12 protein-coding genes and 1 riboswitch are annotated in these 12707 nt (G+C 40.9%); of the genes, 10 read left to right on the top strand and 2 right to left on the bottom strand.

Annotated elements, in window-relative coordinates; genetic code table 11:
- The first annotated feature begins 74 nt into the window (after positions 1 to 74).
- The 9 genes from rluB to NSS80_RS11595 all read left to right on the top strand — a co-directional run bounded on the left by rluB (position 75) and on the right by NSS80_RS11595 (position 9441).
- On the top strand, positions 75 to 809 hold the full coding sequence (gene rluB / locus NSS80_RS11635; RefSeq protein WP_024422842.1) for a 23S rRNA pseudouridine(2605) synthase RluB: 735 nt from the start codon (positions 75 to 77) through the stop codon (positions 807 to 809).
- Between the two features lie 90 nt (positions 810 to 899).
- Complete coding sequence (locus tag NSS80_RS11630; RefSeq protein WP_095408914.1) at positions 900 to 1430, top strand: thiol-disulfide oxidoreductase ResA; 531 nt, start codon at positions 900 to 902, stop codon at positions 1428 to 1430.
- A 1-nt stretch (position 1431) separates the two neighbouring features.
- Complete coding sequence (locus tag NSS80_RS11625) at positions 1432 to 3111, top strand: cytochrome c biogenesis protein ResB (RefSeq protein ID WP_317221962.1); 1680 nt, start codon at positions 1432 to 1434, stop codon at positions 3109 to 3111.
- Positions 3095 to 4273 (top strand): c-type cytochrome biogenesis protein CcsB, encoded by a 1179-nt coding sequence (ccsB, locus tag NSS80_RS11620; RefSeq protein ID WP_024428071.1) that lies wholly within the window; start codon positions 3095 to 3097, stop codon positions 4271 to 4273. Before NSS80_RS11625 ends, ccsB begins: the two co-directional genes overlap by 17 nt.
- Before the next feature lie 85 nt (positions 4274 to 4358).
- Positions 4359 to 5081: a response regulator transcription factor gene (locus NSS80_RS11615; protein ID WP_003215596.1), complete on the top strand. Its 723-nt coding sequence runs from the start codon at positions 4359 to 4361 to the stop codon at positions 5079 to 5081.
- Complete coding sequence (locus tag NSS80_RS11610; RefSeq protein WP_034623436.1) at positions 5078 to 6859, top strand: ATP-binding protein; 1782 nt, start codon at positions 5078 to 5080, stop codon at positions 6857 to 6859. The genes NSS80_RS11615 and NSS80_RS11610 overlap by 4 nt, the downstream gene beginning before the upstream one ends.
- Before the next feature lie 203 nt (positions 6860 to 7062).
- Entirely contained in the window at positions 7063 to 7671 is a 609-nt protein-coding gene (gene sigX, locus NSS80_RS11605; RefSeq protein ID WP_024422837.1) for an RNA polymerase sigma factor SigX, read from the top strand.
- The gene (locus NSS80_RS11600; protein WP_317221963.1) at positions 7583 to 8689 is read left to right on the top strand and encodes a sigma X negative regulator; all 1107 of its coding nucleotides are present in this window, start codon (positions 7583 to 7585) and stop codon (positions 8687 to 8689) included. The genes sigX and NSS80_RS11600 overlap by 89 nt, the downstream gene beginning before the upstream one ends.
- Positions 8690 to 8793: 104 nt before the next feature.
- Entirely contained in the window at positions 8794 to 9441 is a 648-nt protein-coding gene (locus NSS80_RS11595) for a M23 family metallopeptidase (RefSeq protein WP_041117849.1), read from the top strand.
- A gap of 34 nt (positions 9442 to 9475) precedes the next feature.
- Here the strand turns inward: NSS80_RS11595 and serA are convergent, their stop codons facing one another.
- Positions 9476 to 11050, bottom strand: coding sequence for a phosphoglycerate dehydrogenase (serA, locus tag NSS80_RS11590; protein WP_024422834.1), 1575 nt, complete (start codon positions 11048 to 11050; stop codon positions 9476 to 9478).
- Between the two features lie 287 nt (positions 11051 to 11337).
- A riboswitch (FMN riboswitch) is annotated at positions 11338 to 11468 on the top strand.
- Positions 11469 to 11612: 144 nt separating this feature from the next.
- On the opposite strand from serA, the gene NSS80_RS11585 reads away from it, so the two are divergent.
- Positions 11613 to 12194: an ECF transporter S component gene (locus tag NSS80_RS11585; protein WP_024428075.1), complete on the top strand. Its 582-nt coding sequence runs from the start codon at positions 11613 to 11615 to the stop codon at positions 12192 to 12194.
- Positions 12195 to 12413: 219 nt separating this feature from the next.
- Here NSS80_RS11585 and NSS80_RS11580 read toward each other — a convergent pair whose 3' ends face one another.
- The gene (locus tag NSS80_RS11580) at positions 12414 to 12662 is read right to left on the bottom strand and encodes a ferredoxin (RefSeq protein WP_008361239.1); all 249 of its coding nucleotides are present in this window, start codon (positions 12660 to 12662) and stop codon (positions 12414 to 12416) included.
- Positions 12663 to 12707 lie beyond the last annotated feature (45 nt).

Raw genomic sequence — 12707 nt, 5'->3', positions numbered from 1 at the left:
AAACGCTTATTTTTTCACGAATGCTTGTTTGTTTTAAGTCAAGCAAGTAAGATAGTACATGAGGTGAAAGACAAATGGAACGTTTACAGAAAGTAATTGCACATGCCGGCGTCGCTTCAAGACGAAAGGCTGAAGAATTAATTAAAGAAGGACGAGTTACCGTTAATGGTCAAACAGTGACAGAGCTCGGAGTGAAGGTGGGCTCTTCAGATAAAATTGAAGTCAATGGATTAAAGCTTGAAAGAGAAGAACCCGTTTACTTTATGCTTTATAAACCGCGTGGCGTCATTTCTGCTGCCGAGGATGATAAAGGACGTAAGGTCGTCACAGATTTCTTTGATGATGTCCCGCAGCGCCTTTATCCAATCGGGCGGTTAGATTATGATACGAGCGGTTTGATTTTGATTACAAATGATGGGGAATTTGCCCATAAACTCATGCACCCGAAATACGAAATTGATAAAACGTATGCAGCGAAGCTAAAAGGCATTCCATCAAAGGAACTGCTTAGAAAGCTAGAAAAAGGGATCATGTTAGATCATAAAAAAACAGCACCTGCTCGTGCGAAAATGCTTTCTATTGATAAACGAAAGCAAACTTGTATTGTTCAATTAACCATTCATGAAGGCAGAAACAGACAGGTACGCCGCATGTTTGAAGCAATTGGACACGATGTGTTAAAGCTAAAAAGAGAGCAATATTCGTTCCTTCATATTGAAGGTATGAGACCAGGAGACCGAAGAGAATTGTCTCCACACGAAGTAAAGCGCCTGCGAGCAATTGCGGATCATGGAAAAAGCGCTTTTTAATTTTCACATAAACTTCAAAAAATGAAGAAGCATCAAAAGAAGGAGAATGCTATAATTTACCTGAATGTCTATGGGGAAGGGGTACTTCAGATGAAAAAAAGACGGTTTTTCATACGGACGGGCATTCTCCTCGTGATGCTTGCTGCACTATGTTATACAATGTATAACTCAGTATTTGCCAAACAGGATCGAGTCAAAGAAGGATCTATTGCGCCAAACTTTGTCCTTCAATCTGTGGATGGGGATCGGATTGAGTTAAAGGACTTAAAAGGCAAAGGTGTCTTTCTTAATTTTTGGGGTACATGGTGTGGTCCGTGTAAACAAGAATTTCCTTATATGGCGAATCAATATGAAGTGTTCAAGGATCGCGGTGTGGAAATTGTCGCAGTCAATGTTGCGGAATCCAAGATTGCCGTGAAAAATTTTATGGAATCCTATGGCGTGAATTTTCCTGTTGCCATGGACAAAGATCGTCAAGTGACAGAGGCATATGATATTACGCCGCTGCCAACCACATTTTTAATTAATCCTGAAGGCAAGGTAATCAAAGTCATAAAGGGAACGATGACAGAACGTAATGTCCATGAATATATGAATTTGATTAAACCAAAGGGGTCATAGAATGAAAGAGGTAAAGTGCGAGTGTGGACATATTAATCCAATCGGTACTGTTCTATGTGAATCATGCGGGAATCCCATTGCGGCTAAAGAGAAAAACTCTTCAAAGCTGCTTGATATGAGATATGACGGCAGTGCAAGACGCTCGCAAACATACAACAAAACGATTGTTGATAAAGTATGGAACTTTTTTTCTTCCGTTAAAGTGGGTGTGTGGCTGATTGTCATTACACTGCTCGCTTCTTCGCTTGGAACGATTTTTCCGCAGGAGCGATTTATTCCGCCAGGTGCATCTGCTTCCACGTATTATGAAGAGCAATATGGATCGTTTGGCAAGCTGTATTACACACTAGGATTCCATGATCTTTATAATTCTTGGTGGTTTTTAGCCCTTGTCGCATCAATCGGAATCTCCCTTGTCATTTGCAGTCTCGACCGCGTTATTCCTCTTTATCGAGCACTCAAAAACCAAGGGGTTATCAAAAAAGAAGGCTTTATGAGAAGACAGCGTCTGTTTAGCGAGACAGACAAAACATTAGATCAGCATACATATGAAGGCATCATAAGAGCAATGAAACAAAAGCGTTACCGCGTGCGAGAAGAAAATGGGCATATTTTAGCCGAAAAAGGACGTTTTTCACGCTGGGGACCTTACGTCAATCACATTGGACTAATCATCTTTCTCATTGGAGCGATGCTCCGGTTTGTCCCGGGCATGTACGTGGATGAAACGCTTTGGGTCAGAGAAGGGGAAACTGCACCAATTCCAGGTACGGATGGTCAATACTTCTTGAAAAATAATGCGTTTTCAATTGATCGCTATGAAACTGGAAATGAAAAAGAAGTGTTTGAGAATGCCATTGAAAAAGCTGGCGACGGTCAAGTGGTGAAAAGCTATAAAACGGATGCTATTTTATACAAACGTGAAGGAGAAGTTGTATTTGGTGAAAAGCCCAAGCTGAAGCAGGTAACAGAACACGATATCAAAGTGAATGAACCGCTAAAGTTTGACAATTTCTCATTATATCAAGTAGATTTTAAGCAAAATGAACTCGATCAAATGGTCTTTCAGCTGATTCGTAAAGATACAGAAAAATCTTTCGGTACAGTGAAGATTAATCTGCTGGAGCCTAAGTCAGAATATGATCTTGGTAGCGGTTACAAAGTCAAGGTGATGAGCTATCTGCCTGATTTTTATTTTGACGATGATGGAACGCCGAGTACGAAAACAAGGAATCCGAATAATCCTGCTTTCGTGTTTGAAATGATTTCTCCTGAAAAACCTAAAGGTGAAAAAAGCTTTGTCGCCATTCAAGAGACAGTAGAGGGTTCTGATAATAATTTATATAAAATGAAGTTTGATCGGGTTGAAACGAAAAACGTCACAGGGTTAACAGTTAGAAAGGATTTAACACTTGGCGTGCTCATAGTAGGCGGAATCATCTTCATGATTGGTGTCGTGCAGGGGATGTATTGGCAGCATAGAAGAATCTGGCTGTCGGCAAAGGATGGAAAAGTATTTGTGGCAGGACATACAAACAAAAATTGGTTCGGCTTAAAGTCCGATATTGGAGTGTTACTGAACGGCAGTGGCATCAAACAGCCAGTTGATCAAAAAGAACTGCCTGATACAACAAGTATCAGCAAAAGCAAGGGGGAAGGATTAGATGGCGGCAGTCAGTGAAAATCTGTTATTTGCAGCTTTTCTATTTTATTTAGCGGCAGTTCCTTTTTTTGGTGGTGCCATTAAGGGAAAAAAGAAAGAGGAAGGACCGCGCAGGAATAAGGCGGCACTCATTGGCATTACGCTTACCATCATCGGTTTTTTGAGCCAGTTGGGCTATTTTATTTCAAGATGGATCGCATCTGGCCATGCACCAGTCAGTAATTTGTTTGAGTTCACAACGGCTTTTGGCATGATGCTGGTGCTTGCATTCATCATTTTATATTTTGTGTATCAAGTATCTGTACTTGGTTTATTCACACTTCCAATCGCTTTATTGATTATTGCCTATGCAAGTATGTTCCCATCAGATATTTCACCGCTGATTCCTTCACTTCAAAGTAATTGGCTTTATATTCACGTGACAACAGCAGCACTTGGCCAAGCCATTTTAGCCATCAGCTTTGTGGCAGGTGTCATCTTTCTACTAAAGCATGTGGATCAAACAAAGCCAGGGAAGAAGACGTTTGGTTTAGAGCTTGTCATGTTTATGATTGTGGTCACACTTGCATTTATCGCTGTTACGTCTATCTTTAGAATGACAGGATATGAAGCAACATTTAATTGGATTGATAAAAATAAAGAAAAAAGTGAGATGGTCTATGAGCTCCCAGCTCTTGTCGGACCTCATAAAGGGGAGCTTGTGACGGAAGATCGTTTGGAACCGTTTGTTGAGCTGCCGCCTGTTTTTTCAGGTAGAAAGGTCAATACAGTGTTATGGTCATTTGGCGTAGGGCTGATTATATACGGACTCATTCGATTGATCATTCGCAAACGACTGAGCGCACTGCTTCAACCGTTAGTGAAACAGGTGAACCTAGATTTAGTCGATGAAATTGGGTATAGGGCTGTTTCGATTGGTTTCCCTGTATTTGCGTTAGGCGGGCTGATCTTTGCCATGATCTGGGCGCAAATTGCATGGACTAGGTTTTGGGGCTGGGACCCGAAGGAAGTATGGGCATTGATTACGTTTCTCTTTTATGCTGCCTATCTTCATCTTCGCTTGTCGCGAGGCTGGCATGGTGAAAAGTCCGCATGGCTTGCTGTGATCGGCTTCGCCATTATTATGTTTAATCTCATCTTTGTTAACCTTGTCATTGCGGGGCTTCATTCTTACGCATAATCACAAGGAAAAGCCAACTTTTATGATTCAATTCGGCTTTTTGTTAAAATGAATGTAACAACGGAGAAAGCAGGAGGACTGTCTAATGGAACACACAACTCAAACGAAAATATTAGTCGTAGATGATGAGGCAAGAATTCGCCGCCTTTTAAAAATGTATTTAGAACGTGAAAATTATGAAATCGATGAAGCGGAAAATGGAGATGAAGCGATTCAAAAAGGGCTTCAAACCGATTACGACCTCATTTTGCTCGATTTAATGATGCCTGGTACAGATGGAATCGAAGTGTGTAATCAAATTCGAGATAAAAAAGCGACTCCAATCATTATGCTGACGGCAAAAGGAGAAGAAGCCAACCGTGTTCAAGGATTTGAGGCAGGAACGGATGACTACATCGTCAAACCTTTCAGCCCGCGTGAAGTGGTTTTACGCGTAAAGGCATTGCTCAGAAGATCGTCTCAAACGTCTTATTTGAATACTGGGACAACAACAAAGGATGTTCTTGTGTTTTCTCATCTTTCTATTGACCATGATGCACATAGAGTGACGGCTGATGGCAAAGAAGTCAGCCTCACGCCGAAGGAATATGAGCTTTTATATTTCCTTGCAAAAACACCAGATAAGGTCTATGACAGAGAAAAGCTGCTAAAAGAAGTATGGCAATATGAATTCTTTGGAGACTTACGAACAGTTGATACTCATGTCAAACGACTTCGTGAAAAACTGAATAAAGTGTCACCAGAAGCAGCGAAAAAAATCGTAACTGTATGGGGTGTCGGGTACAAATTTGAGGTCGGCGCTGAATGAAACTGTGGAAAAGTGTTGTAGGAAAGCTATGGTTAACCATTCTTTTCCTCGTCTTGATCGTTTTATCTATTTTAACTGTGCTTCTTTTAGAGTTCATTGAGAATTATCATGTAGAAGAAGCAAAATCTGATTTAACACAAATGGCAAACAAAGTAGCGGTCATTTTAGAAAGCCATGAGGATCAATCGCTTGCGAGGTCGATTACATCAGAACTCGCTGACAAATTGACAAGTATTGCGATCATCCAAGAGGACGGGCTAGAGTGGTATTCGTCTGAAAAAGACGGGAAGCTTCCTGCGATTACAAAGAAACAAATTGAAGCAGACAGCGATTTAAATCAAGCGCTGAAAGATCGTAAAAAAATCAGTAAACGTGCAGAACCTGATGCAGGCAATCAAAAAGATGAACGGATTGTAGTCGGTGTTCCATATGAGGCGAACGGAAAAAAAGGTATGGTCTTTCTTTCTCAGTCACTCCTCGCTGTAGAACAAACAACGAAACATACGACACGCTACATCTTTTTAGCAGCCGGAATTGCGATTGTACTGACCACTATATTCGCTTTCTTCTTGTCAACACGTGTCACCTATCCTCTCAGAAAGATGAGAGAGGGTGCACAAGATTTGGCGAAAGGGAAATTTGATACAAAGATTCCTATTTTAACGCAAGATGAAATTGGAGAACTGGCGATCGCCTTTAATCAAATGGGGAAGCAGCTTAAATTCCATATCACAGCCTTAAATCAAGAAAAAGAACATTTATCTAATATTTTAAGCAGTATGGCTGATGGCGTCATCACCATCAATATTGATGGAACGATCTTGATGACAAATCCTCCAGCAGAACGATTTTTACAGGCATGGTATTACGAGCAAAATATGAAGATCAAAGATGGAGATGAACTGCCGCCAGAAGCGCGCGAGCTATTTCATACAGCTGTCAGCACAGAAAAAGAGCAAATGATCGAAGTTACGCTGCAAGGGCGTACCTGGGTTCTTCTCATGTCTCCGCTGTATAATCAGCAGGATGTCAGGGGAGCAGTTGCAGTCCTTCGTGATATGACGGAGGAACGAAGACTTGATAAACTGAGAAAAGACTTCATTGCCAATGTCAGTCATGAGCTTCGTACGCCAATTGCCATGCTGCAAGGGTACAGCGAGGCAATTGTAGATGATATTGCAGGATCAGAAGAAGAAAAGAAAGAGATTGCGCAAATTATCTATGATGAATCACTTCGAATGGGACGTCTCGTGAATGATCTTCTAGATCTAGCGAGAATGGAAGCAGGTCACATTACACTGAATCTTGAATCAACAGATACGGAAGAGCTGACTGAGAAGATCTACCGCAAGTTTCTCGGGATTGCGAAAGAAAAACAAATCGACCTTACGTATGATATTCAAGTGGATGAACCGAACTTTGTATTCGATCCAGATAAGATTGAGCAAGTGTTTACGAATCTCATTGATAATGCCATTCGTCATACACCAGAGGGCGGCGAGGTTCACTTCTCGGTTCAATCGGTGGAGAACGGGCTGAAAATGGATGTGAAAGATTCGGGGAGCGGAATTCCGGAAGAGGATCTGCCCTTTATTTTCGAACGCTTCTATAAAGCCGATAAAGCAAGGACAAGAGGACGTTCTGGTACTGGACTTGGCCTTGCGATTGTGAAGAACATTGTCGAGGCACATCAAGGCTCTATACATGCTCACAGCAAAGCGGGTGCAGGTACACACTTCACATTCTATATTCCGAGAAAAAAGCAGGAACTCGTCTAATCTTGACGAAGAATCTTGTTACATGAGAAACACTTCTTTTCGTAAAGAAAATGAAGTGTTTTTTCTATTTTCAAATTTTTAAGGAGAAGTTAAACAAAAAGCCCTTTCCAAACTGTCGAACTTGTAATATATTTGTCATAAAGTTGTAATGTAACGTTTTATAAGAGTCACTCGACAAAAATAAGTGAACGGAGGGGTTTCCTATGCATGAAACCTTTCAAAAAATATATGATTCGTACCATCAAGATTTGTACCAGTTTTTATTTTACATGGTTAAAGATAAAAATCAGGCAGAGGATCTCGTACAGGAGGTTTACATTCGGGTACTTCACTCATATAAAACTTTTGAAGGAAGAAGCAGCGAGAAAACATGGCTGTTTTCAATTGCAAGGCATGTAGCGATTGACTGGTTTCGCAAGCAGCAAACCATTAGACAACGGGTACTCGGCACGTTTGATTGGGATAAGCAGGATGTAAAAGACCCAGACTTGCTCCCAGACGAACTGGCTGTACAGGATGAAAATACTAAAGAAATTTATGCCGCGCTTGATCACTGCACGATTGATCAAAGAGCTGTCATCATTTTAAGGTTTATCCAGGGCTACTCAATCATGGAGACGGCAAAGGCGCTAAAGTTCTCGGAAAGCAAAGTCAAAACAACGCAGCACCGAGGCCTGAAAGTGCTCCGAAAACATATGGAGCTTTTGAAGGAGGAGCTAGTGAATGAAAACGAACAGGTCCGATTGGAGCGAAGAACGAATCAAGGTGTTACTAAGTCAGCTTCCAAAGGTGGAGGACAACCGTTCATCTAAGCAGATATACCAGCAGGTGCTGATGGCAAGCGGGAAGAAAAAGAAAAGTGTCAAATGGATCGGTCCAGCGGTGGCAACCGTTGTGGTTTTATTTATGGCGTTTTTAATTTCTCCTCATTTATTTCAGCCGGCTGCTCAAGAACAGCATAAACAGATAAAAATGGACTCAAGTGCTGACAAAGGACAGGCAAATGCCACATTAGAGCCGGTCAAACAGGCAAATGGTACCACACACGTTGTTTCTCATGAAGACAAGCAAAAGTATATGACGGTTGCATACATAGATGAATCAACATCTCAAGTGGTTCCCATTAGTATTGAAAAAGAGAATGAACATGACCATTTGCAGGAAATGATGAACACATATGAACAGGTGCAGCTGCCTGAAATGACAAAGCCACTTCAATCTTATCTTGAGATGGTGGACCTTCGTGAAAATGGGAATACACTTGTTTTTCAGTTAAAAAATGATTTGTCCCTTGATACGATAAAGGAAGCCAATCGATTTAAAGATATGGTAAAAGAAACGCTCAAATGGAGCAGGTATAAACAAGTGGAGGTCAGGTCAGTTAAAGGTTCTCATCTTCAATTAGGGACTAGCAGCTTTGGCACGATATCAATTGATAAACAAACGAAGAAAGCTTATTACGTGTTAGAAAATAAGAGCGGGACTTTTTTGGTGCCCTCAAAAACACATTATTCTACTTATGAAGATGCGGTAGAGGCCATGAAACGCACGAGTGATTCTGGACTTGAACCATTAATTAAAGAAGAACCCATTAAAGAAGTGACATCAAAAGGGAAGCATGTAACCATCACGTTTGGAGCATCAGCGCAATTATCGGACTCAATTGATCATACTCTACTCATTGAAGGTCTGCTGCTCACAGCGAAAGATTTTGGTTTTACAGATGTCACCATTCAATATGCAGGAACAGATCAAGTAGGACCATATGAATTAAATGAACCAATAGAGGTGCCGGCTCTGCCGAATCCAGTTGTCATCAAAGAACGTTAAAGGACGCAAGCATTTCATTGCGTTCTTTTTTGATGTATAGAAAAGGGTCTTCTTGCTGTATACTAAGCTGTCATGAAAAGAACCTCAAAAAAGGGGAGTCACTGATGAAAAGGTATTGCTTCATAGGTGCCAGCTGTTTTTTGCTCTTGATCTTAGCGCCATCTGCCCATGCGCAGAAGACAAACGAATGGGTGGAACCAGTGAAAGGAGAAGTCACTGACTTGTTTGGGAAAAGGGGCGGCTCGCATAAGGGATTAGATATAGCTGCGCCAGAAGGAGAATCCATTTTTGCTGCAAGTGAAGGTGTGGTCACGCGTTCGTATGTATCGGCTACATATGGAGAAGTTATATTTATTCAGCATCCAAATGGATACGAAACCGTCTATGCTCATTTACACGAGCGTTTTGTGAAAAAGGGTGACCATGTACAAGCGGGACAGCCTATTGGCATAATTGGCAACACAGGAGCCTCCAGAGGCACTCATTTGCATTTTGAAGTACATCGTGGCAATTGGTCAGTCAGCAAAAAGGATGCGGTAGATCCGCTCAAAATGATTGCTGTGGAACGTTTCCAAGAGCCGGCTCTTCATGTAAATGGACATGAAAAAAATACATATGTCATTAAACAAGGGGATACCCTTTGGTCGATAGCAAAGGCGCATGAAATGACTGTAGAACAATTGAAAAAGATTAATGAGCTGACCACTCACCTCATTCGAACAGGGGACCGTTTAATGGTTTCAACTAAATAAACCTCATGCAAAGCATGAGGTTTATCACTGTTTTTTATAGGTCAATCAGGCGGACAGAAAGAATATCCTGCACTTCAGTTAATTTTTTCACAATTTCGTCCTCTAGATGCTTGTCGAAAGAAAGCATCATAATGGCTTCGCCGCCTTTTTCTTTACGTCCCACCTGCATTGTTGCGATGTTGACATCATGGTCGCCTAAAATCTGTCCAACCTTTCCAATCACACCAGGTGCATCTGTATGCTGGATGTAGACAAGGTGTCCATCTGGGTAAAAATCAATATTAAAGCCATTAATAGAAACGACGCGTTCCCCTAAATGCGGAATGTAAGTCGCTTTAAGAGTAAAGGTTGAAAGATCACCTTTGACTTCAATAGAAATACTGTTCTCGTAACCAGATTCGCTGGAAGAAATTTTTTCACTAAAGCTAATGCCTCGTTCTTTTGCGACCATTCCAGCATTTACTTCATTCACAGTCGAATCAACACGCTCTTTTAAAAAGCCTGACAGGAGACTCTTTGTGATAAATGATGTTTCGAGTTTTGAAATAGAGCCTTCATAAGAAATGCCTACTTCTTTTACAGGTTCTCTCATGGATTGAGAGACAAGACGTCCAAGTTTCCCTGCAAATTGATGATAAGGCTGAATCTTTTTGAACTCGTCTTTTGTCATCGCTGGTAGATTAATAGATGACATGACAGGAAGGCCTTTTGCAAATTGAAGGACTTCTTCAGATACTTGCGCCGCTACATTTAATTGTGCTTCTTTTGTAGAGGCACCAAGATGCGGAGTTGCAATGACGTGTGGATGATCCACAAGCGGATTATCAGTTGGAGGTTCTACCTCGAATACATCGAGTGCAGCTCCTGCGACATGGCCGCTTTCAAGTGCCTCAAGAAGGTCAGCTTCGTCAATAATGCCGCCGCGCGCACAGTTTACAAGGCGAACACCTTTTTTCGTTTTTGCAATCGTTTCTTTATTGAGAAGTCCTCTTGTTTCTTTTGTTAATGGCGTATGTACAGTAATAATATCTGATACTTCGAGTACTTCATCAAGTGATTTCGCATTGACGCCAATTTTTTCTGCACGTTCTTTTGTGAGAAATGGGTCAAACACGTTGACTGTCATGCCAAATGCTCTTGCACGCTGGGCGATTTCACTTCCGATTCTGCCTAAACCGACAATCCCAAGAGATTTTCCGTAAAGCTCAGCACCAACATATGCACCTCTGTTCCATTCTTTTGATTTGACAGAAATATTGGCCTGCGGAATATGACGCATAAGTGATGAAATCATAGCAAACGTATGCTCAGCTGTCGAGATCGTATTACCGTTTGGTGCATTGATTACAATGACGCCATGCTTGGTCGCTTCATCAATGTCAATATTGTCTACTCCCACACCGGCACGGCCGACAATTTTTAATGAAGTCATTTTTTCATAAAGCTCTTTCGTTACTTTTGTGGCACTTCTGACAAGTAAGGCATCAAACGTGTGTAATTCATCTTCTGCTTCTGCTACATTTTTTTGGACAATTTCAACAAAATCTGATTCTAAAAGTGGTAGAAGACCATCATTGCTCATCTTATCTGAGACTAATACTCGAAACATCGTAAGATTTCCTCCTAAAATAAACGTCATAAATATCTGATAATTTACCATATTCCTTTTCACTGTGTCAATCAAATTAAAGCAGTAAAGTGAAAAAGAAAACACGAACATTTCTTTGTGTCTTTATAAAGAATGAACACCTTTAAACAAAAGATAACCAATTTTTGCGCATTTGTCATTAGAATTTTTGTGTTTTTTACGATTTCTTAAAACTGATGAATTTGCTCAGGATTTTTATCTGTACAAATGCTCATATATCATATATAATGATGTCGAATTGAATAATGATCAATCTTCGGGGCAGGGTGCAATTCCCTACCGGCGGTGATGAGCATAGTCTCTAAGCCCGCGAGCCTTTTTGGCAGGATTCGGTGTGATTCCGAAGCCGACAGTATAGTCTGGATGGGAGAAGATGGAGGTTCATAAACGTTGAAAACATTGATGTTCACACGTTTATTTGTCTAGCCCAATTTCCCCGCTCCTGTTTTCAAGGGCGGTTTTTTTGTGGCTAAAATGGAACAATCCTCTTTTCGAAAGATTTGATCGAAAAGGAGAGAGAATATTGAATCAAAGTAAAGTAAAGCGTTTAGTCGTAATCAGTATGCTTAGCAGTATTTCATTTGTTTTAATGTTATTAAACTTCCCGTTCCCTGGGCTTCCAGGATATTTGAAAATTGATTTCAGCGATATTCCAGCGATTATTGCGATTTTAATTTATGGGCCGGGTGCAGGTATTGCTGTTGAGGCGTTAAAAAATGTACTGCATTACCTCATTCATGGCAGTATGTCTGGTGTTCCTGTTGATCAAGTAGCGAACTTTACAGCAGGCGTATTGTTCATTTTACCAGTGGCCTTCATTTTCAAAAAAATCAAATCGGCAAAGGGAATTGTATGGTCTATGTTCTTGGGCACAGTGCTTATGACTGTGATGATGAGTATTTTAAATTACTTCCTGTTTCTGCCGGCTTACACATGGTTTTTAAATGCACCTCAACTTTCGGATAATATGCTCAAGGCGACGATAACAGCAGGTATATTGCCTTTTAATCTTATTAAAGGCATCATCATTACCATCGTGTTTAGCCTCATTTTTGTGAAAATGCGTCCATGGTTTGAAAATAAACGCCGACTTCAAAATAGTTAATATAAAAAAAGCCCCTGTATAAGGGGCTTTTAGACTGTTGACAAAGAGCTAAAATGATCTTTATTTTAGCTCTTTGTCTTCTTTTCAGCGTGATAGAAAACCTTTGCAGCCCTAGGAAGGACGAGTACCGGAGCGGAGCTGAGCACTGGAGCGCAGACCTGACACCGAATGCGAGGGTTTGTTTACATGCTGAAAGCCCCTGCATAAGGGGCTTTTATACTATTCATGCTTAAGCGGGTCACCATCGAAAGATTCGTCCGCAACTTTGATTGAATCTGTTGGACATCCTTCAAATGCATCAAGCATATCTTCTTCAAGTACTTCTGGAACTTCTACAGTCCCTTGGTTGTCATCAAGCGTAACAAATGCAATGCCTTCATCATCATAATCATAAATGTCTGGAGCAGCTGCACCGCATGCGCCGCAAGCAATACATGTGTCTTTGTCTACAATTGTATATTTTGCCATGTTAAAAAAATACCTCCCAGATTGTTCGATGGAACAAATGGTCTA

This window comes from Bacillus sp. FSL M8-0350 (genome assembly GCF_038593345.1).
Classification (GTDB): domain Bacteria; phylum Bacillota; class Bacilli; order Bacillales; family Bacillaceae; genus Bacillus; species Bacillus safensis.
This window is presented reverse-complemented; position numbering and strand designations above follow the sequence as displayed.

Coding starts and splice junctions, on each gene's coding strand:
- rluB (WP_024422842.1), top strand. CDS start 75: ATGGAACGTTTACAGAAAGTAATTGCACATGCCGGCGTCGCTTCAAGA.
- NSS80_RS11630 (WP_095408914.1), top strand. CDS start 900: ATGAAAAAAAGACGGTTTTTCATACGGACGGGCATTCTCCTCGTGATG.
- NSS80_RS11625 (WP_317221962.1), top strand. CDS start 1,432: ATGAAAGAGGTAAAGTGCGAGTGTGGACATATTAATCCAATCGGTACT.
- ccsB (WP_024428071.1), top strand. CDS start 3,095: ATGGCGGCAGTCAGTGAAAATCTGTTATTTGCAGCTTTTCTATTTTAT.
- NSS80_RS11615 (WP_003215596.1), top strand. CDS start 4,359: ATGGAACACACAACTCAAACGAAAATATTAGTCGTAGATGATGAGGCA.
- NSS80_RS11610 (WP_034623436.1), top strand. CDS start 5,078: ATGAAACTGTGGAAAAGTGTTGTAGGAAAGCTATGGTTAACCATTCTT.
- sigX (WP_024422837.1), top strand. CDS start 7,063: ATGCATGAAACCTTTCAAAAAATATATGATTCGTACCATCAAGATTTG.
- NSS80_RS11600 (WP_317221963.1), top strand. CDS start 7,583: ATGAAAACGAACAGGTCCGATTGGAGCGAAGAACGAATCAAGGTGTTA.
- NSS80_RS11595 (WP_041117849.1), top strand. CDS start 8,794: ATGAAAAGGTATTGCTTCATAGGTGCCAGCTGTTTTTTGCTCTTGATC.
- serA (WP_024422834.1), bottom strand. CDS start 11,050: ATGTTTCGAGTATTAGTCTCAGATAAGATGAGCAATGATGGTCTTCTA.
- NSS80_RS11580 (WP_008361239.1), bottom strand. CDS start 12,662: ATGGCAAAATATACAATTGTAGACAAAGACACATGTATTGCTTGCGGC.